The sequence below is a fragment of the Clostridium sp. AM54-37XD genome, assembly GCF_003478225.1.
GTDB classification, from domain to species: Bacteria; Bacillota; Clostridia; order Lachnospirales; family Lachnospiraceae; genus Coprococcus; species Coprococcus ammoniilyticus.
Map to the genome: position 1 here is coordinate 1 of NZ_QUEV01000012.1, position 22,269 is coordinate 22,269.

10 protein-coding genes and 3 pseudogenes are annotated in these 22,269 nt (G+C 42.6%); 4 read left to right on the forward strand and 9 right to left on the reverse strand.

The window, feature by feature from the left end:
* Nucleotides 1-242: pseudogene (locus DXA07_RS10905) on the forward strand (hypothetical protein); the annotation flags it as partial.
* A gap of 194 nt (nt 243-436) precedes the next feature.
* Here DXA07_RS10905 and DXA07_RS13775 read toward each other — a convergent pair.
* The 6 genes and pseudogenes from DXA07_RS13775 to DXA07_RS10930 form a co-directional block, all read right to left on the reverse strand.
* Complete coding sequence (locus tag DXA07_RS13775; protein WP_264293249.1) at nt 437-571, reverse strand: hypothetical protein; 135 nt, start codon at nt 569-571, stop codon at nt 437-439.
* 120 nt (nt 572-691) lie between these two features.
* Nucleotides 692-3,120 (reverse strand): annotated as a pseudogene (pheT, locus tag DXA07_RS10910) (phenylalanine--tRNA ligase subunit beta).
* Nucleotides 3,121-3,144: 24 nt separating this feature from the next.
* Nucleotides 3,145-4,162 (reverse strand): annotated as a pseudogene (gene pheS, locus DXA07_RS10915) (phenylalanine--tRNA ligase subunit alpha).
* A gap of 430 nt (nt 4,163-4,592) precedes the next feature.
* Entirely contained in the window at nt 4,593-5,144 is a 552-nt protein-coding gene (locus DXA07_RS13575; protein ID WP_226801118.1) for a type II secretion system protein, read from the reverse strand.
* Nucleotides 5,145-5,242: 98 nt separating this feature from the next.
* The gene (locus DXA07_RS10925) at nt 5,243-6,160 is read right to left on the reverse strand and encodes a YihY/virulence factor BrkB family protein (RefSeq protein WP_117785156.1); all 918 of its coding nucleotides are present in this window, start codon (nt 6,158-6,160) and stop codon (nt 5,243-5,245) included.
* A complete protein-coding gene (locus DXA07_RS10930) occupies nt 6,150-7,706 on the reverse strand; it encodes a SpoIID/LytB domain-containing protein (RefSeq protein WP_118484619.1) in 1,557 nt (518 codons plus the stop codon). The genes DXA07_RS10925 and DXA07_RS10930 overlap by 11 nt, the downstream gene beginning before the upstream one ends.
* A 460-nt stretch (nt 7,707-8,166) precedes the next feature.
* Between DXA07_RS10930 and DXA07_RS10935 the strand changes: the two genes are divergently transcribed.
* Genes DXA07_RS10935 through DXA07_RS10945 form a run of 3 tightly spaced genes read left to right on the forward strand, consistent with a single transcriptional unit; the run spans nt 8,167 to nt 11,041 of the window.
* Nucleotides 8,167-8,772 (forward strand): hypothetical protein, encoded by a 606-nt coding sequence (locus DXA07_RS10935; RefSeq protein WP_118484621.1) that lies wholly within the window; start codon nt 8,167-8,169, stop codon nt 8,770-8,772.
* Between the two features lie 39 nt (nt 8,773-8,811).
* Nucleotides 8,812-9,759: a phosphatidylglycerol lysyltransferase domain-containing protein gene (locus DXA07_RS10940; protein WP_117808751.1), complete on the forward strand. Its 948-nt coding sequence runs from the start codon at nt 8,812-8,814 to the stop codon at nt 9,757-9,759.
* Between the two features lie 46 nt (nt 9,760-9,805).
* Entirely contained in the window at nt 9,806-11,041 is a 1,236-nt protein-coding gene (locus DXA07_RS10945) for a 6-phosphofructokinase (RefSeq protein WP_021944724.1), read from the forward strand.
* A gap of 486 nt (nt 11,042-11,527) precedes the next feature.
* Here the strand turns inward: DXA07_RS10945 and DXA07_RS10950 are convergent, their stop codons facing one another.
* From DXA07_RS10950 to gltB, 3 genes are all read right to left on the reverse strand, one after another.
* Nucleotides 11,528-15,730, reverse strand: a complete 4,203-nt coding sequence (locus DXA07_RS10950) for an Ig-like domain-containing protein (RefSeq protein ID WP_118484623.1) — start codon at nt 15,728-15,730, stop codon at nt 11,528-11,530.
* A 230-nt stretch (nt 15,731-15,960) separates the two neighbouring features.
* Entirely contained in the window at nt 15,961-17,529 is a 1,569-nt protein-coding gene (locus tag DXA07_RS10955; protein ID WP_021944726.1) for a glutamate synthase subunit beta, read from the reverse strand.
* Nucleotides 17,530-17,531: 2 nt separating this feature from the next.
* Nucleotides 17,532-22,079, reverse strand: coding sequence for a glutamate synthase large subunit (gene gltB, locus DXA07_RS10960; protein WP_117823308.1), 4,548 nt, complete (start codon nt 22,077-22,079; stop codon nt 17,532-17,534).
* Nucleotides 22,080-22,269: the final 190 nt, after the last annotated feature.

Consider the following 22,269-nt stretch of genomic DNA (forward strand, 5'->3'; position numbering starts at 1 on the left):
CGTGGATGGAAGCCATCTGCATGGATATGTCAGAATATCTGTATCACCCGGAGGAGGTTGTTACCATGTTTTCTGAAGCATTACGAAAATTGGATGAAAATACCGTCAATTACATGATCGATGAATTGAAAAAAGAACGGGATGAAGCGATTACTGCTTTATCTGAGAAAGATGCAGCTCTGTCTGAAAAGGATGCAGAGATTGCGGCGTTAAAGACTCAGCTGGCATCGTTAAATAAATAGCAGCTCTTACTCTCATAGAATATAACAAAAACCCCTGTCCATTTCCGAATCTATGATGGAATAGATTTTGAAATGGACAGGGGTTTTCCCTTTGCATGCTCTTCCATCCAGTAATACATGATTCACGATTACCAGCTTGTCTGAACGCTCCGTCTGCTTTACCACCATCCATAATGTATAACAGCCATCTGCTGTTATATATTCCTGCTCCGTTGTATCTTCCGTCTCTGCACAGATCCCATACCACTGACAAAGCCTGCTCCGGACTGCCCTGCTGCCACGACCAAAGCCATAGCTACCGCCATCATTCGTAACCTTCTTTTTCCCATCTTCTCTCCTTCTTCTCCCTGTAACAAAAAATATCTGACTGTCTGATATAACAAACCGGAGAATACTTGTATAACAAATATTCTCCGATTCATAATACCAGAATTATTCCAACCTGTAAATTAGGCTCTGAGTTCGATGCCCAGCTTTCCTAATTCTTTTACAAGCTTCTCAATGATCTTATCGACTTCTCCGGCCTCTAAGGTTCTGTCTTTTGCACGGAAAGTCATCGTGTAAGCAACAGACTTCTTACCGGCTGCGATCTGCTCGCCTTCATATACATCAAAGAGCTTATAGCTTTCAAGCAGCTTGCCGCCACACTTCTTGATCAGTTCTTCTACCTGACCAACAAAGATGCTCTTGTCCATAACCATACTTAAGTCTCTGGTACTTCCAGGGAACTTTGCGATACCTTCATACTTGATATCGAAGGACGACAGTGCTACGACATTTGGCATATCAAGAACTGCTACATATATCTCACCCTTTAAATTATAGTTATCACAGGTTTCCGGATGAAGCTGACCGAGATAACCAACAACGGTATCGTCCTTTACGATATTTGCCTGACGACCCGGATGCAAGAACGGATGCTCTGTTGTAGGAACATAGGTACAGATATTCTTCATACCAAGGTTATCGAATAACTCCTCGATCACACCCTTTAAGTTGAAGAAATCACCCTCGCCGTACATACCGATCGTGAGCTTCATACGTTCTTCCGGAAGCTCTGTCAGTGGAAGCTGCTTTGGAAGATATACATTTCCGAACTCGTACAGACGTGCAACCTTATTCTTACGATTGAAGTTCGTTGCAAGAGAAGTCAGCATACCATTTAAGGATACCGTTCTCATGATACTGAAATCCTCACCCAGCGGATTTGCGATCGTAATCGCCTTTCTGTAAATGGAATCGGCAGGAAGCAGTAATTTGTCAAATACCTTCGGGCTTTCAAATGAATAGCACATACCACCGGAGAATCCGTTTCCTTCCAAAATGTTTCTTGCAATGTCATAGATTCTATGGCTGTATGGCTTCTTCCTACGGTAGCTTCACCCTTTGGAAGTGACATCGGAATCTTATCATATCCATAGAAACGGGCAACTTCTTCTGCCAGATCTGCCATGCAGTTTAAATCCTGACGGAAGGTTGGAACAGTAAGTGTCTTTGCTGCTTCATCATATGTTAATTCCAGCTTACCAAATATATCAAGCATGGTCTTTTCATCAATATCGGTACCAAGAAGCTTGTTGATCTTTTCAGGCTCAAACGGAAGCACCTTAGGCTGTACAGGATCCGGATATACATCAACCATACCGCCAACAACTTCACCTGCACCCATTTCTTCGATCAGCTGGCATGCACGGTTAATTGCTTCTTCTGCAAGATTTGGATCAAGTCCCTTTGTAAACTTGAATGCAGCATCTGTTGCAAGTCCGAGTCTTCTGGATGACAGACGGATATTGGTTCCATCGAAACAGGCTGCTTCAAATAATAAGGTCTGGATATCATCCGTTACCATGGAGTTCTCACCACCCATGATACCTGCGATACCAACTTCTTTTTCTCCGTCACAGATCATCAGAACATCCTTATCCAGCTTTCTTTCCTGACCATCAAGCGTCACAAATGTATCGCCATCCTTTGCGCGTCTGACAACGATCTTATTTCCTGCAATTGTGGACAGATCATACGCATGCATTGGTTGTCCATATTCTTCCATTACATAGTTTGTGATATCAACCAGATTGTTGATCGAACGGATTCCCTGTGAAGCAAGTCTCTCTCTCATCCATTTTGGTGATGGGCCGATCTTTAAGTTCTTTACAACTCTTGCGCAGTAACGCTTACACAGATCTGTGTCCTGAACTTCTACAGATACATAGTTATTTACATCTTCATCATTTCCTGTTTTCTTGATCACCGGTGGGTAGAATGGCTTGTCAAATGTAACAGCAGCCTCTCTTGCCATACCGATCATGGAAAAGCAGTCTACACGGTTTGATGTAATCTCATATTCTACAACAACATCATCCAGTCCCAGTGCCTTTACCGCATCATCACCCGGCTTTACATCTGCTTCCGCAGGGAATACATAGACACCGTTTTCCGGTGCTTCCGGATACAGTTCTCTGGATGATCCAAGCTCCTCAATCGCACACATCATACCATAAGATGGCACGCCACGAAGTTTTCCTTTCTTGATCTTGATTCCATCAGCAGGAAGCTCTCCGCCATCGTGTCCGCCTGCTACTTTACCTCCGTCAAGTACGGTAGGAACCAGATCTCCTTCTTTTACATTTGGTGCTCCGGTTACGATCTGAAGCAGCTCATCTGCTCCGATATCGACCTGACATACAACCAGTTTGTCAGCATCCGGGTGCTTTTCTATCTTAACGATCTTACCAACTACGATCTTTTCAAGATTCTTGTCTTTCTTCTCAAAACCTTCTACATGTGAACCGGAAAGTGTCATTGCATCGACAAATTCCTGTGCCTCTACGTCAAGATCAGGCACATATACTTTTATCCATGAAAGTGGTGTATTCATTTTTCTATCTCCTTTTCCTGTTTTTTAGAACTGCTGTAAGAAACGTACATCGTTTTCGTAAAGAAGACGCATATCGTCGATTTCGTATTTTAACAGTGCTACACGCTCCAGACCGATACCAAATGCAAATCCTGAATATTCCTCCGGATCAATGCCACAGTCATGAAGTACCTTCGGATGAACCATACCACAGCCAAGAATCTCGATCCAGCCGCTACCCTTACATACACGACAGCCCTTGCCGCCACATTTGAAACAGGTTACATCCATCTCTGCTGATGGCTCTGTGAATGGAAAATGATGTGGACGGAACTTAACCTTTGTGTTCTCACCAAAGAATTCCTTTGCCCACTGCTGTAAAGTTCCCTTTAAGTCAGCCATCGTAATGTTCTTATCAATAACCAGACCTTCTACCTGATGGAAGGATGGTGAATGTGTTGCATCTACTTCATCAGCTCTAAATACTCGTCCCGGTGAAAGAATACGGATCGGAAGGTTGCCCTTCTCCATGATTCTTGCCTGTACCGGAGATGTCTGTGTACGGAGCAGGATATCCTTTGTAATATAGAAGGTATCCTGTTCATCCTTTGCAGGATGATTTGCAGGGATATTTAATAATTCGAAATTATATTTATCATATTCAACTTCAGGGCCTTCTACGATCTCGTAGCCCATACCGATGAAGACACGTTCCAGATCTTCAAGAGCGATCTGATTCGGATGTCTGTGTCCATCGATTTTCTTGATTCCCGGAAGTAACGTCGATCGTTTCGCGCTTCATCTTCTCTGCACGAAGTGACTGATTGATCTTCTTTGACTTTTCCTCTAAGGCTGTCTCAATTGCCTGTCGTGCCTCATTTACCATCTGTCCAACCTTTGGTCGGTCTTCAGGTGCTACATCTTTCATACCCTTTAATACCTGGGTCAGTTCACCTTTTTTTCCGAGTACAGATACCTTTACATCATTTAAGGATGTCAGCACATCTGCTTCATTGATCTTGGCAAGTGCTGCTGCTTTGATTGCCTCTAATCTGTCTTTCATCTTTCATTCTCCTTATTTATATTTTCTCAATATTTGTGAATAAACATGCGGAATACTCCTGCTTGGGATACACCCTCCTGCCTCCCGGCTCGATGATGTACACAAAAAAAGCCCCAGTCCACAAAGGGACGGAGCAACCGCGATACCACCCTGATTCTGACATCCGGTCTTCCCGGCGCTGTCAGCACTCATTCTATGTTATAACGGTCATAACCCGTTATCTCCTACTCTTCCGTTTAAAGAATTCTCAGAGATAAAACTCGGATGTGAAATTAAATGAAATATGGTGCTCAATCAGGCTTCCAGCCGATGACCCGATCTCTCTGTCAGACATATCCCATCTTTTGCATCTTCAACGTCTTCTCTTCCATCCACATCATAGGCAAGATGGTTAAAACTATACTTAAATATAGCACATTTTTAATATGTGTCAATAACTTTCTGCGATCACCCATTCAGATTTTTCTGTTGAATAGACAAGTTTTGCCTTCAGATTCCCATGCCGGTCAGATAACAGGATCTCAGAACTCACACCTGTTGCCGGATCTGAGGCAACGACTTTTCCATTTTCTGACAATGCGATCTGAAGTGGAATTCCACCATTCATATACAGGGTGATACTGCCCATTCCCATTGCTTGAAACATTTCAGAAAAATACTTTGATTTATCTGAAGAATTCGCCATGTCTGCGTAACCGGAAGCAGTTGCACAGATCAACGTTCCTGATCCTGAACCACCATTCGTTGAACCTTTATATGTCACAGCACGGATCGCATAGCCATCTTCCTCTGCATCAACCACCATATTAACAACGGATTTCTCAATCTCTGATGCCGTATCAAGATATACCTGCAGTCTGGATTTTTTTACATATTTGATAAGTGCCGGTGCGAGTGCACCTGCAAGAATTGCCATGATCGCGATCACAATGATCAGCTCTACAAGTGAAAAACCTGAATTCTTCCATGTTCTTCTTTTCATATTAAACTTTCCTCCATTTATTGAACGATTTCCCCTCGTCTCATATACGCTTAGTATATTTCTCTCCTGTCGTTTTTTCAACTATTTTTTATAAAATTTTAATCTTTTTTTGTTCTTTTTTTATGAAGGTCTGTGTGGATTTTCCGGAATACAGCCCAGATTTCATCACGGAAGAACAGATTCAACTCTGCCCCCAAAAGCAGGATATACATACAGATATACAGCCAGAGCATTGCGATGACCATGCCTCCAAGATTGCCATACATATACGTATTGATTCCAAAATAAGTAAGATAGGATGAAAATGCCGCTGATAACAATACCCAGCAGACAGTTGTGAATACCGCCCCCGGTATTGCTGTCTTCAAACGCAGATGATTATCCGGCAGACGACAATAGATCAGTAAAATAACTGCAAATACCAGCACCGGCGCAGTTAACAGTCTGGAATAAAAGAAGATCTTCTCGGAATAATCCACCCAGTTTGTCTTTGCAAGAATATCTTCCATGATCGTATTGCCAAGAACGTATACACCGACCAGTGCGATCAGCATCACGCAGAATATCAGCGTATATAATGCATTTGTCAGTCTTCGTAATATATAATTCTTGGTATCCTTCGTCCGATCCATAAAATTGAGTCCTCGTTCGATCGCCATCGTTCCTTTTGCCGCCGACCAGACTGCTACGACTGCTGACACGATCATCGTCGTTCCAACCTGCGTACTGTAGATTTCATCGACCATAAAGCTGAGTGTCTCTGCCATCTTTCCCGGTATCATCTCCGCTACCAGCTCTATAAACTCCGCCTGTGTTACCGGAAGAAAACGAATGCCGATCAGGAGCATCATTGCAAATGGAAAAAAAGAAAGCAACAGAAAGAAAGCCGCCTGTGCCGCAAACGCAGACAACTGATTATCCTTGTTGATCCTCATTGCTCCCTGAACCATCCGTACAACTGTAAGATTCTGGATCCATTCGATTTTCTCTTTCACCCGGTTTACTTTATTCTTCATTTGTTTTATTTCCCGTTTCTCTCAATTTCTCAAGTTCTGTTCCATTATAATAATGAGACAGGATCTCCTCATATCCATATCCTGCTTCTGCCAGATCATTTGCCCCGTTCTGGCTCATGCCGACTCCGTGACCAAAGCCGCCACCATGCAATTGATAATTTCCCTCTTTATCCTGCGTAATATAAAAATACGCACTTGGCAGCAGATCAAAACCTGATGTTTCACTTCCATCCTGTTTCCGGATCACAACATCCGGCGAACAGAGAAGTTCACGTATCTCCATCTGTCCTTCAATCGTAACAGAACTCTTTTTCCCGTATAATACCATATTCCGGGCAATTCCGCTATTTCCTCTTTTCGTGATCCGGACTTTCTCAATCTCTCCGGTCTGATCTGTGATATCTGCACCCGCAAGTGTCTGTATCTGATCTGCCGTCAGCGTAACCTGCCAGCGGTAAAATGGTTCTTCTTTCTCAATACTGTTCACATAGACCGTCTGATCGATAAATGCACGGAATACCTCTTCCGTTGACAATCTGCCATCCCCTATCTGAAAATATCCATGATCGAGCATAACAGTTGCATCTCCTAACCGTTTCCGATCCGCCTCTGTATAAATCTCCAACTGATCATTCAGATAATCTAACTTCTCTCCACCCCAGACGTCATCATTCCGGCATGTCGTTCCACAGGAGGTTGAAAAGAAATATGCATTTACCACATCCCCGTCATTGGTCAGAATCTGTCCCTTGGTTTCCTGTACTGCATGAATCGTTTTCTCTGTTTCAAATACATTGTTATATACCTGACTGGCAGTTGTGTCATCCAGATCCGCCCCATATTCTTCAAATGCACCATCCTGGATCCTTCTAACTGCATAGCTTCTTGCACATACCGCCTGTGCCTTCAGCGCCTCTTTCTCATATGAGGAAGGCATCTCACTGGAAACAACCGCATACAGGTATTCCTCAAACGCCAGTTCGTTTACAATACAGTATTTATTTTCCTGTTTTTTTATCTGCAGCTTTCCCCGATAGGACGGTGCTCCTTCTGATTTATGAAGACTCTCTACTGTCAGTTTTCCCTGTTTTTCCGGAATGATCGTCAGGGAAACCGGATCTGCGTCCCCGGTAAGCTCTGCCAGATCAATCTCCGTTCCTTTCTTATAGCTTGTTTCTGTTTGCCCGCAGACAACACGAAGATCCGAATCACTGCTCACCCGGACTTCTGACTGCCAGTAGCTTCCGTCATCGGACAACAGAACACGGATCGTATCTGGCATGTTCTGCTCCGACAAAACAGGAAGCTCCGCTGTATGATCGGTCTGCATGGCTTCCCGTGCCTGTTTATCTGCCTGACTATCCGACTCTTTTACAACACCGGCACCTGCTGAATCCCGAAGATTTGATAATATGGAAATATCGGTCTGCTTATATTCTTCCGGTATTTCTTCTTTTTCTTTTACAGCATATTTTCCTGCATAAATGATCAAAACGACCAACAGGATCATCACACAAAAGGTTAAAAATTTTAAAAAATTTTTCATAAAATTCCAGTTCCTGTGGCATAATTTATTTATACATGTGCTCTGCTGCACATGTATATCGAAAGAAAAAGCAGCATCATAGATGCTGCTCTCTTTATCATTTGTTGAAAACTGAAATGCGTTCCTGCATTTTGAGTCCTAGCCAATGCTAGGTGGGCAACCGCAACTGAATCTCTGCCTTCCACGTTTGAAGAGGCCTGACATCGCAAACAGCAATATAGGAATCCCTTTTATTCAAATGTAGGTTCAAAATCGCAAGAAGCTTAGTACATCTCAGCTTTAACGTAATTATACTATAGGCATACTACTCATGCAAGCCCTAAAATTTGGTTATTGCCTTCATTTTTTCAAATAGAAGAATTGAAAAGGAATGGCACTCTGTAGTATAATATGTTGTAGGTATGATTTTTTTTATTGCATTTTATGCAGATCCAATCAATAATATGGCAGGTAATGAACTATGATCAAATCGATTCTGACAGTTGTTTTTGGCATATTACTTCTTCTTGCATTTATCGCTCTGATCGTCTGGTCTATCCAGGTATCAAAGGAAAAAATGGCAAACAAACGAAGCCGCCGGACAACTGCTGTGAAAAAGAAATATGAAGAGGCACTGGAAGGTGACACAGAGGCCGATATGGGTTACTGGTATAACAAAGAGGATATGGAAGATGGCGATGCGATCACCCGTCTCCGCTGCGAACATCATTTCAACAAACTGGAAGAATGTATCAATGATCTGGTTGTGGAAATGTATGACTGCGGTCTGGTGCGAACCGAAGAGCTCTATATGATCGCATACGGAATTGAAGCCCTGACACCGGACTCTCCTGTATTCCATATAACAGGCGTATCCTCGGATGATGACGATGCTCCAGTCACCTCGCTTCCTCCGGTATCGACAGATGCACAGCGCAAGATCTATGAACGCTGGACCAGCTATGTAAATGCATTGCTGCAGCTTGTTGAGATCAGGACTTCAGCGGACAATAAAAAAGCGATCATTGACGGCCTTATGACCTACGGTCGTAAGAATCTGTTAACCCTGCTCTATAGTCCTGAATAAAAATATAGTAGAAGAATTAAGAATTAGAAAGACATATACATGGAACTTATAAAACCAACTTTATCGCAACTTGACATTTTAACTCCGTATCTGAGAGGTACCAGTATCAGAGACTGTGGTTTCTGTCCTGGAAATGCCATCTTATGGGCAGAGGAATACCATGTATCCTATACAATCCTCTCTGGTATGCTTGTATTTATATCAGAAGAAGGCGGAAAACCTTCTTCTTTTACGTTTCCGCTCGGCAAAGGCAAAGATTTTGTGAAAGATCTTCAGGATCCTGTCTATCTTCAGAATGCAAAAGCCGTATTTGAAGAAATCTGTGCCTGGTTTCAGTCAAAGGGTGTAACCCCCAGTGTCCACTGTGCGACACTGGAAATGTATGAAATCATCTCCGGCTGGTACGGCAAAAACTTCTCTTATACTCTGGATCCAGGTGATTTTGACTATATCTACACAGTAGAAAAGCTGACCGGTCTGCATGGAAAGAAGCTGCATGGCAAACGGAATCATATCAACAGCTTTCTGCGTAATTACCCGGATTATGAATACTATACAATCACAGATGAGCACATCGATGCCTGTCTTGCAGTCGCCAGATACTGGGTGGAAAAACACGATGTCCTGCAGCCGGATCTTGCAGAAGAACATGCTTATGAATATAATATCATCCGGAAAGCTCTTGCAAACAGGAAAAAACTTCAGATGACCGGAGGAATCATCTACGTCAATCACATCCCGTCTGCATTTACCTTAGGGGAACCGCTGACCGCAGATACCTTTGACGTACATTTTGAGAAAGCAGATGACAGTATTGACGGCATCTATCCTATGATCAATCAGTCATTTGTCACGCATGAGCTTCAGGCTTATACCTATGTAAACCGCGAAGAGGATCTCGGACTTCCCGGACTTCGTAAGTCTAAGATGTCCTACGTTCCGGATATCCTCTATAAAAAAGGAATCATTCAGTTAGCTGAAATCTGACAGCACTACTGAGTAATTGATAGAACAAAAGAATGGAGAGACAAAAATGAAAAAAGAAAATTGTATCGTAGCTCAATCCGGCGGTCCTACCGCTGCAATCAACGCTTCTTTAGCCGGTGTGATCGATGGAGTTCGAAAATCCGGTAGTTTTACAAGAATCTATGGTTCTTTGCATGGTATTACCGGTGTTCTGGAAAATAATATGATGGATATGTCACTGATGGCACTCTCCCATTTTCCTATGTTGAATACACTGGAGCTTACACCAGCCATGTATCTTGGCTCCTGTCGTTACAAGCTCCCGGATTATACCGAGGATCCCGCTCCATATAAGCAGATATTTGAACGTTTTGAAGAATATGGAATCAGTGCATTCTTTTATATCGGTGGAAATGACTCCATGGATACAGTTTTAAAGCTCAGCAACTATGCCAAATCCATCCAGTCAGATGTTAAGATCATCGGAGTACCAAAGACGATCGACAACGATCTGTTTGCAACCGACCATACACCGGGCTTTGGCTCTGCTGCCAAATATGTGGCTTCCACCGTATTAGAGATTGCACATGATGCTTATATCTATAAGATTCCGGCAGTTATCATCATCGAAATTATGGGTCGGGATGCCGGCTGGCTGACTGCATCTTCCGCTCTGGCCAGAACAACCTACAGTCAGGCTCCGGATCTGATCTATCTTCCGGAGGTTGCATTTTCAAAAGAACAGTTCTTAGCCGATGTTAAAGATAAACTTACAAAACAGAAAACGGTTATTGTTGCTGTTTCGGAGGGTATTCACGATGCTGACGGCAACTACATCAGCTCAGATTCTGCTGTTGCAGACAAATTCGGTCATGCACAGTTAAGCGGTGCCGGCAAGGCTCTGGAATATCTGGTTCGTGATGAAATCGGTGTTAAAGTACGTTCCATCGAGCTGAATGTATTACAGCGTTGTGCCGGTCATATTGCATCCAGAACCGATATTACAGAATCTTTTTCTCTTGGCCAGGCAGCAGTCAAATATGCTGCTGAAGGCAAGACCGGTATCATGGCTGCGATCGAACGAATCTCAAACGATCCGTATCAGTGGGTGATCAAATCCGCCGATGTTGCTGATATTGCAAACGAAGCAAAATCCGTTCCGGTTGAATGGATCAATGAAGCAGGAAATGATGTCACAGACGAAATGATCGACTATCTTCGTCCTCTGATCATCGGTGAGGTTTCATTACAGTATAAAGATGGACTTCCTGTATATCTTCCGGTCGATCACTTATTACATTAATTGCCTGTACATCAAAAAATACAATCAAAAATCCATGCGTCCGGTGAATTCATCAAGATAAACAATGCGCATGGATTTTTTTGTATAAAACGCACAACGTATGAAAATATGTCAAAAAAAACTTACTTTTAATTTGCAAATCGTTGTTTTTATGGTCATAATTTGTTCATAATTTATCGTTATTATATAGACAGTTCTTAATTCATAATTTTTTTCTTTGTTGTTGAAGATATTAGATAAGCCCTTTTCTTTTGAGAAGGGCTTATTTAATTTATACGGACTGCGCATATTTTCTATAGCTCTGTCCTTTCTTTCACGAATATTTATTTCGCCTCAAGGATCTCATGCACAATATGCCCAATAGATTCAAAAGCCTAAGATAACAAAAGCAGGATATCCTCACTCCTTATCGGAGGTATTGGATATCCTGCTTTTTACTGTTCCCATGCTCCGGAAATACCGGTCATGTTCACCAAATCCTTATATTTATTTTACTGTTACAATACATTTTGCAGTTTTCTTGCTGCCATCCTTTGCCTTCACAGTAATTGTTACTTTGCCCTTCTTCTTAGCTGTTACAAGACCGGATGCAGATACAGTTGCAACCTTCTTATTTGAAGATGTCCACTTTACTGTCTTATTACCTGCTGACTTTGGTCCTACAGTAGCTTTTAACAAATATGTTCCCTTCTTCTTGATCGTAACCTTTTTCTTATTCAGTTTGATCGTCTTAACCGGATTTGCAACGGTTACAGAACAGGTTGCGTAAACATTGCTTCCATCCTTCGCAGTACATGTAATCGTTACACGACCTGCTTTCTTAGCAGTTACAACACCCTTTGAGCTTACTGTTGCAATCTTTTTGTCTGAAGACTTCCAGGTTACAGCCTTGCTGGTTGCATTCTTTGGTCCAACCTTTGCTTTTAAGGTATATTTCTTACCCTTTAAGATTGTTCTCTGTGTCTGATTCAGTTTGATGGTCTGTACCGGATTTACAACCGTAACACTACAGGTTGCGAATACGCCGCTTCCATCCTTTGCTTTACATGTAATAACTGCCTTTCCTGCTGCCATTGCAGTAACCTGACCATAAGATGTTACCTGTGCAACCTTTGCATTTGAGGAGCTCCACTCTACAGTAGCCATATTCGCATTTTCCGGTAATACCGTCTGTGTTAAGGACTGTTTATTGCCCACAAATAATTTCATTGTCGTTGCATCTAACTTGATTGATGTAACTCTCTGCTTAACCGTTACACGGCAGGTTGTCTTAGCACCCATTCCGTCTGCAGCACTACATGTGATTACGGCTGTACCTCTTCCAACCGCTGTGATCATACCCTTCTGATCTACTTTTGCGATCTTCTCATCGGACGATGACCATACAACCTTCTTATTACCTGCATTTGCCGGTAATACAGATGCTGCGATCGAAGCTTTTTCGCCTGCATTGATCTCAACTGCTGTCTTATCCAGTGTGATATTTGTGATCTGCTGTACAACTGTGACTTTAATTTCTTTTTCAATATTACTTCCATCCTGTGTTGTACATCTTATCGTTGTTGTTCCCGGTGCAACACCACGGATTCTTCCGATCGTATATGAGATTCCATCTACTGTCATTGTTCCACCCGAAACGGTTGCAATGGATGTATCATCCGATGACCAGGACAGTGTCTTTTTGGTTGCTGTATCCGGTGTTACCTTTGCTTTTACAACCGTATCTTTATCAATATATGCGACTACATTTGTCTGATCAACGGTAATATCTTTTGCAAGTTCATTAATTGTAAGATTAAACTGTGACTGTTTACCGCTTCCATCAAGAGCCTTGCAGTAAATGATTACTTTACCCTGCTTTAATGCGGTGATCGTTCCATCAGCAGCAATTGCTGCAATGTTCTCATCCGAAGATGACCACTCTACATCCGGATTACTTGCATCTGCAGGCATAACATTTGCTGTTACTTTCATCTTCTCTCCGGAATTCATAACAGTTCCTTCTCTTACAATCTGGATTCCGGTTACTCTCTGTATAACTGTGATCTTGCACTCGGTTGATATACCATCTGCAATCGTACAGGTAATAATGGCTTCTCCCGGTGCTACTGCACTTACAATACCCGTGGTTGTTCCTACGGTTGCTATCTCCGGATTACTGCTGCTGTATTTCGGTTTAAATAAAGATGTATCTTCTGCCTGGATCTTTGCAACAAGTGTTACTCTTCTTTCCTCTGCAGTTGCTCCCTTGATCAGGGTATATTCTGTGTGATTTAAGGTTACACCATTTGCACTTGTATATACTGTGATCTCTGCTCTTGCATATATTCCCTGATTTGCCTTCAGCTTACAGAATATAGTAGCAGTTCCTTCAGAAATTGCTGTTACCTTACCATTCTGGTCAACCTGCGCTACGGTTTCATCACTGGATGACCATACAAGTTCTTTGTTTGTTGCGGTATCCGGTGTTACTGTTGCTGTGAATGTCTTAGATACACCTGTGAACATCGTTGTCTTCTGTTCTGACAGTGTTACACCTTCGCCCATCTGGGAAACATTTACCTTTAACACTGTATCTACACCTGAATCCTTTGAAATACAATGTAAGTATACTGTACCTGCCCCCTTTGCTGTCAACACGCCTGCATTGGTACAAGTTGCAACTTTATAATTTGATGCGCTGTCTTTATCTGCTGTTGTTGTAACCTTATAAGTAACGCCTGAATACTCTTTGTCTGCTACGCCTTCATCTGTATAGCAGGTTGCTGTAAGTGTTTTTGTTTTCAGGTCATCGCCAACCCAGCTTCCTGCTACCAGGTCGATCGTATCACCATCATTATATTCAACATTCTGTTTGTCTTTTAATACAACCTTTGTTACCGGCTTATGACAGCTGATCGTCATATAAGCTCTTGCTTTGTTATTGATATTTACATAAAGGGTTGCTGTTCCTGCACCAACACAGGTAAGCGTACCATCATTATCTACCTTAAATACCTTTTGATCACTGGAGCTCCAGGAAATGATATCCTTGGAATATTCGTTTTCCTTCTTATCCTTTGCAACTAATGTTGTGGTATCACCGACACGAAGGCTTAACTCTGCATTTCCACTGTTCACAATACTGCCATTTGAGGTATACCATACAATTAAGGATAATGGATTATCCACAATTAATTTAAACTTTGCTGTCTGTTTTCCAAGTCCGATATAGTAGCTGTATTCAACATTCTGTGTCTTTTCATTGGTAACGTCTGTATATAAGGTGTATCCCTGAAGTGTTGCATTCTTGATCAGATTATTACCATTCTGATCCGTCGTACGGATACATGCATATCCGATCGTATCATCCTTACGGTCTACACCGGAATACTCTGACTGATATCCATCGGCTACCAAATCCGCCATATTAAAGATGTAGTTTGGCTCTGAAAGAGAAATATGTCTGCTGTTATTTGTACAGGAAAACTCACCCTCCAACAGTCCAGGACAGGAAGATACATCGATTGCAACCAAAGCATTATTATCCAGCTTCAATGTAGTTAAACCTGTATTATTCTTAACGTCAATTCTCTGTAACCGGTTATTCGAAAGATCCAGCTCTGTCAGTGCTGTGTTTTTGCTCACATTGATCTCCATGAGCTGGTTGGAATTCAGATCCAGCTTCTCCAGTAACGGATTCTTTGTAACATCGATCGTGCTTAACTGCATAGCTCCAAGATTCAGATATTTCAGGACCGCATTCTTGCTGACATCCACAGACTGGATACTGTTATTGGACAGGTTCAATGTTTCCAGACTGGATTCTTTGGACACATCGATCGACTTGATCTTATTTCCTGCTACACTCAGTGTCAGTAGTGACGTTGCTCCATCCATATTTAATACATCTATGGAGTTATCATCTGCGATCAGTGTCTTAAGGCCGGTATCACCTGTAACATCCAGTTCTTTGATCGCACCCTGACCACCCGACAACATATGGGAACAATCAACATAGGCTAATTTTGTATGATCCGCACTGTTGCTTGATATATCTAACGTCTGCAGCTTTGTCATGCTCTGACAGTGCAGGAATTCCAGATTCGTGTTCTTGCTCAGATCCAGTACCGACAAAGCGTTGTAACCAACATTCAACCGCACAAGTGCCGGCAGCTTTGACAGATCGATTGAAGTCAACTGGTTTCCATATACATTTAATTCTTTCAGAGCTGCATAAGTCGTCTGGAATGTGATATCTGTGATCTGATTATAGGAAAGATTAACAGAAGCAAGCTGTTCTGCTTTCTTTGGTAATGTAAATGTCGTCAACTGGTCGCTCGATGCATTAATAGATTTCAGATTCTCCAGATCCGCTACATCCAGACTTCCAATTGCCTGACCGGAACAGTCCAGATATTCCAGTGACGTAAATACATCCACGCCTGCAAGACTTGATATCTTCTTTGAATATGTACTGATACTTACATTCAGTGATGTTACCGCATCAATTTCTTTTTCTGACAACGTGCCATCTTTATTTGTATCAAAATTCGATGATACATATGACCGAAAGTTCGCGTCGGTAAATGTCGAATTGATATCTACATCTCCCGTTGCAGCGACAGCTACCGGACCAATTCCGGCAAACGACTGGAATACCAGCGCAAACCCTAGTGCCGCTGAGATAAATTTCTTACCTTTTCTCATAGTTTACTCTCCTTCTTTTTACTCATCTGCCTGATTTTGTTCTGTTAAAACATCGTCCCGGGCAGAGTTCACCTAGATAACATCTATTTTAAACGTCCCCGGTTTTTCTGTCAATAAGTATAAAAGAAAACCCAAAAAATTAGAAAATTTGCACATATTTAACAGAAGAAACTGCCATGCAGACATCCTTACTCCGGACATCTGCATAACAGTTTCTTCTATAAATATATTTAGCTGTTCAGGTTTGTATATCCAACCAACATCGAATCTACTGCAACAGCAGCTTCTCTACCTTCATGGATCGCCCATACGACCAGCGACTGGCCTCTGTGCATATCACCTGCAACAAATACCTTTGGCACATTTGTTGCATAGGACTTCGGGCATGCAGTCTTCACATTCGTACGTTCATTTAATTCTACGCCAAAGCTGTCTGCTACATACTTCTGGCTGCCAAGAAATCCGGCTGCGATCAGAACGACTTCACAGTCGATCACATACTCACTGTCCGGTACCTCTGTCATATTCATACGGCCGGTCTTTGGATCCTTCTGCCAGTCAAGTTTTACGCACTTGGCCCCCTTCACATTACCATCCTTATCCTTTAAGAACTCCTTAACGGTCGTCTCATAGATACGAGGATCGTGTCCGTATACTGCAATTGCTTCCTGCTGACCATAATCGGTCTTGCAGACTCTCGGCCACTCCGGCCATGGGTTATTCTCTGCTCTCTGATCCGGAAGCTTCGGCATCATCTCAAGCTGGGTAACACTCTTTGCTCCTTCTCTGACGGCAGTTCCCACACAGTCATTACCGGTATCACCGCCGCCGATAACCAGAACATTTTTACCCTTGCAGTTCACGAACTGCTTATCTGCAAACTTTGAATTTACAAGACTCTTTGTCGTTGTCTTTAAGAAATCAACTGCAAAATAGATTCCCTTCGCATCTCTGCCTGCTGCCTTGATATCTCTTGGATTGGATGCGCCGCAGGCAAGTACAACTGCATCATATTCCTTTAACAGATCTTCTGCTTTTACATACTTCTGATTTGGATTCTTCAGATATCCTGTGATCTGGTCATCCTTTGGATACGGTGACTTTGCTGTGGACTTTCCGGTTGCCACTTCTGTATTTAATATAAAACGGATGCCTCGCTTTTCCATATATGCGATCTTACGGTCGATGACTTCTTTTTCCAGTTTCATATTTGGAATACCATACATCAGAAGTCCGCCCGGTCTGTCACTTCTCTCATATACAGTGACGTCATGTCCACGGCTGTTTAACATATCCGCTACAGCAAGTCCGGATGGACCGGAACCGATCACGGCAACTTTTTTGTCAGTTTTTCCTTTTGGAGGCTGATCATTTACCAGACCATTTGCATAGGCATATTCAATGATCGCACGTTCATTTTCTCTTACGGATACCGGATCACCGTTAATATTACAGGTACATGCCTTCTCACAGAGAGCCGGACATACACGGCTGGTAAATTCAGGGAAATTATTGGTCTTGCTCAGTCTGGCATAAGCATGTTCCCAGTTGTCATTATAGATCATATCGTTCCATTCAGGGATCAGATTATTTAACGGACAACCGGATGCCATACCGCCGATCATCATACCTGCCTGACAGAATGGAACACCACAGTCCATACATCTGGCAGCCTGGATCTTCTGTTCTTCAAGACTTAATGGTATATGGAATTCATTGAAATTCTTAATTCTTTCTTCCGGAGCGATCTCTATACTGGTTTCTCTTTCATATTCTAAAAATCCCGTTGGCTTTCCCATATCTATTTACCTCCATTTTTAATCTTGTAGAATGCTTCGATCGTTGCCTGTTCACTGGTCAAACCCTTTTCTTCCATCGCAACAATGGTGTTCATCATCTTCTCATAATCCTTTGGAATGATCTTCTTGAATTTTGGAAGATACTCATTAAACTTATCCAAGATTCGTTTTCCAATCTCTGAATTTGTATAATTTACATGATCCATGATCATCTGCTTCAGTTCACCGATCTCATATTTGTCGGATACTGCTTCCACATGGATCATTTCCTTATTCAGACGCTTATACAGGTCATTCTCCATATCAAGAACATATGCGATACCACCACTCATGCCGGCTGCAAAGTTCTTTCCGGTGCGTCCAAGGACTACCACCTTACCACCTGTCATATATTCACAACCATGATCGCCGACACCTTCAACAACTGCGGTTGCTCCGGAATTACGAACTGCAAATCGCTCACCGGCAACGCCGTTGATATATGCCTTGCCACTGGTTGCTCCGTAAAGTGCTACATTACCGATAATAATATTGTCTTCATGGACAAATTTTGCGGAACGAGGCGGATATACGATCAGCTTACCACCGGAAAGTCCTTTTCCGAAGTAGTCATTGCTGTCTCCGACAAGCTCTAAGGTAAGTCCCTTTGGTACAAATGCACCAAAGCTCTGTCCACCTGCACCATTACATTTTACAAGGTAAGAATCATCCTCCAAGGTATCTCCATAGCGCTTTGTGATCTCTGATCCGAAGATCGTACCAACGGAACGATCGGTATTCACAACATCGATCTCGATACTCTTCTTCTGTCCCTTTTCAAGAGCAGGTCCAAGTTTCTTTAACAGAACACGCATATCGATCGTCTTTTCAAGCTGGAAGTCATATGGATGCTTCTCGTTATATTTGATCTTATTCTGAGGTGCGTCAATATATGGATTATTGATGATCAGTGACAGATCAACATTTCTGTCCTCTGCTCCCTTTCCTGCATATAACAGATCGGAACGTCCTACCAGTTCATCCACCGTTCTGACACCAAGCTTCGACATATATTCACGAAGCTCCTCTGCAATAAATTTCATAAAGTTGATGACATATTCCGGTTTGCCTTTGAATCTCTTACGAAGCTCCGGATTCTGTGTAGCGATACCAACCGGACAGGTATCCAGATTACATACCCGCATCATTACACAGCCCATGGTTACCAGCGGAGCTGTTGCAAATCCGAATTCCTCTGCACCAAGCATGGCTGCGATTGCAACATCACGTCCGGTCATCAGCTTACCATCGGTTTCAAGGATAACCTTGTTACGAAGATCATTCTTGATCAATGTCTGGTGTGTCTCTGCCAGACCAAGCTCCCAAGGAAGTCCTGCATAATGAATGGAGTTATTTGGTGCTGCACCGGTACCACCATCGTAACCGGAGATGAGGATAACCTGTGCTCCTGCCTTTGCAACACCGGCTGCAACTGTACCAACACCGGCTTCTGATACCAGTTTTACAGAGATTCTTGCATCACGGTTTGCATTCTTGCAATCGTAGATCAACTGTGCCAGATCCTCGATCGAATAAATATCATGATGTGGTGGTGGTGAGATCAGGCTGACACCCGGAGTAGATAACCGAGTCTTTGCGATCCATGGATATACCTTTCCACCAGGAAGATGTCCACCTTCACCCGGCTTTGCGCCCTGTGCCATCTTGATCTGGATTTCTTTTGCGCTGACCAGATATCTGGATGTAACACCGAATCGTCCAGATGCTACCTGCTTGATCGCGGAGCAACGGTTCTTACCGTCTTTTCCTATTGTTAATCGGTCGATCGACTCTCCACCTTCACCGGAATTGGATTTACCACCGATCGTATTCATTGCGATCGCCATACATTCATGTGCTTCCTGTGAAATGGAACCATAACTCATTGCTCCGGTCTTGAAACGTTTTACAATGGATTCTACCGGTTCTACCTCTTCCAGCGGAATTGGATTCTCAGCATATTTGAATTCCATCAGTCCTCTCAAATGGAATGGTTTTGTCTCATCTTCCAGACATGCGGTATATTGCTTGAACAGGCTGTAATCTCCTCTTCTGGTCGCCTGCTGCAGCAGGTAGATCGTCTGTGGATTATACAGATGCTCTTCCTTACCGCTTCTGAACTTATGTGCACCGATGCTTGTCAGTGCAAGATTAGTATCCAGGCCAAGCGGATCAAATGCAGATGAATGAAGGGCATCCACTGTCTTCTCGATCTCCTTGATACCGGAACCGCCTACGCAGCTTACTGTATTTGTGAAATATTTATCAACGACCTCTTTGGAAAGTCCGATACATTCAAAGATCTGGGATCCCATGTAAGACTGGATCGTTGATACGCCCATCTTGGATGCGATCTTTACGATGCCATGCATGATCGCTGCATTGTAATCATCAACAGCCGCATTGAAATCCTTATTTAACAGATGACTGTCTACCATCTGTTTGATCGTCTCAATTGCCAGATATGGGTTGACAGCACAGGCACCGTAACCAAGCAGGGTTGCAAAATGATGCACATTTCTAGGATCAGCACTCTCCAGAATGATTGCAACCGAAGTTCTCTTCTTGGTCCTTACCAGATGCTTCTGCATAGCCGAAACTGCTAATAAGGAAGGAATCGCAACATGTGTTTCATCGACACCACGGTCTGACAGGATCAGGATATTTACACCATCACGGTACAGCTTGTCTGCTTCTACGAACAACCGGTCTAACGCTTTTTCCAGTGATGTATTCTTATAGTAAAGGATTGGAAGAACGCCGACCTTCAATCCTTCTACCTTCATGTTCTTGATCTTTAAAATATCAGTATTTGTAAGGATTGGATTATGGATCTTTAATACATGACAGTTTTCCGGCTTCTCTTCCAGAATGTTGCCATCCTTTCCAAGATATACGGAAGTTGATGTAACGATCTCCTCACGGATCGCATCAATCGGAGGATTCGTTACCTGAGCAAATAACTGTTTGAAATAGTTAAACAATGGCTTGTCACTGTTTGAAAGTACAGCAAGCGGAGTATCCGTTCCCATTGCGCTGATCGCTTCTGCACCTTTTTCAGCCATTGGATAGATCGTATTCTTAAAGTCCTCAAATGTATAACCAAATGCTTTCTGAAGCTTTGCCCGTTCTTCATCGGTATATTCCTCTACACGGATGTTCGGGATCTTCAGGTCATTTAACTTGACCAGATTACTGTCGAGCCATTCACCATATGGTTTTGCCTTTGCATATTTTTCTTTGATCTCATCATCAGAGATCAGACGGCCGTTTACCGTATCAACTAAAAGCATACGTCCCGGTCTTAAACGATCCTTCTTTACGATCTTTGACGGATCGACCTCTAATACACCAACCTCTGAGGAAAGGATCAGGTAATCATCATCTGTTATATAATATCTGGAAGGTCTGAGTCCGTTACGATCGAGCACTGCCCCCATGATATCTCCGTCTGTGAACAGGATCGATGCAGGTCCGTCCCAAGGTTCCATCATAGTTGCATAATACTGATAGAAGTCCTTTTTCTCCTGACTCATAAATCGGTCATTCTCCCAAGGCTCCGGAATCGTGATCATAACGGCAAGTGGAAGCGGAATGCCATTTAATACCAGGAACTCCAGACAGTTATCCAGTCTGGCGGAATCGGAACCATTTGGATCAAGTACAGGCATAACCTTGTACATCTCATCCTGCATGATCGTGGATTCCATTGTCTCTTCTCTGGCGATCATCTTATCTTCATTTCCACGGATCGTATTGATCTCACCATTGTGACAAAGATAACGGTATGGATGTGCACGAAGCCAGCTAGGCGTTGTATTCGTTGAGAATCTTGAATGTACAAGTCCGATTGCTGATTCATAATCCGGATCCTGAAGGTCGTTATAGAACTTACGAAGCTCTCCAACTAAGAACATACCTTTATATACGATCGTCTTGCTGGAAAGTGATGGCACATAGGTATCATCGTTACTTTCTTCAAATATTCTTCTGACAAAATACAGCTTCCGGTCAAAATCAAGTCCTGCTTTTACGGTTGCCGGTCTCTTGATAAATGCCTGCATGATACATGGCATAACATCAATAGCTTTCTTACCGAGGATACCCGGAGTCGTCGGAACCATTCTCCAGCATAAGAACTCCAGTCCTTCTTTCTCGACAATAACCTCGAACATCTTCATTGCCTGTTTTCTTGACAGTTCATCCTGTGGAAAGAAAAACATACCAACACCATAATCCCGTTCCTTCCCCAGATCATATCCGAGTTCTGCAACGGCTTTTCTGAAAAACTTGTGTGAGATCTGAAGAAGGATACCTACACCGTCACCGGTTTTTCCTTCTGCATCTTTTCCTGCTCTGTGTTCCAGATTTTCAACAATCTTTAACGCATTATTTACGGTCTCATGTGTCTTAATGCCCTTGATATTCACAACAGCACCGATACCGCAGTTATCATGTTCATATTCTTCACGGTATAACCCTGGATTTTCTACATTTCTGTTATCTTCCATGCTCGTTTTCCTTTCCAACTTATTGCCAGTGCCTGTTGAGATCCTACTGCCCGATCATCTGATAGTATTTCTCAAATACAGCTCTGTGTTTTTATGATTTGTAATCATACTATCTTTTTTCCCGTTTGTAAACAACTTTTTTCGTCAAATTGTCAGATAGTTTGTAAACTTAATTTTGTAAAGTATTTTG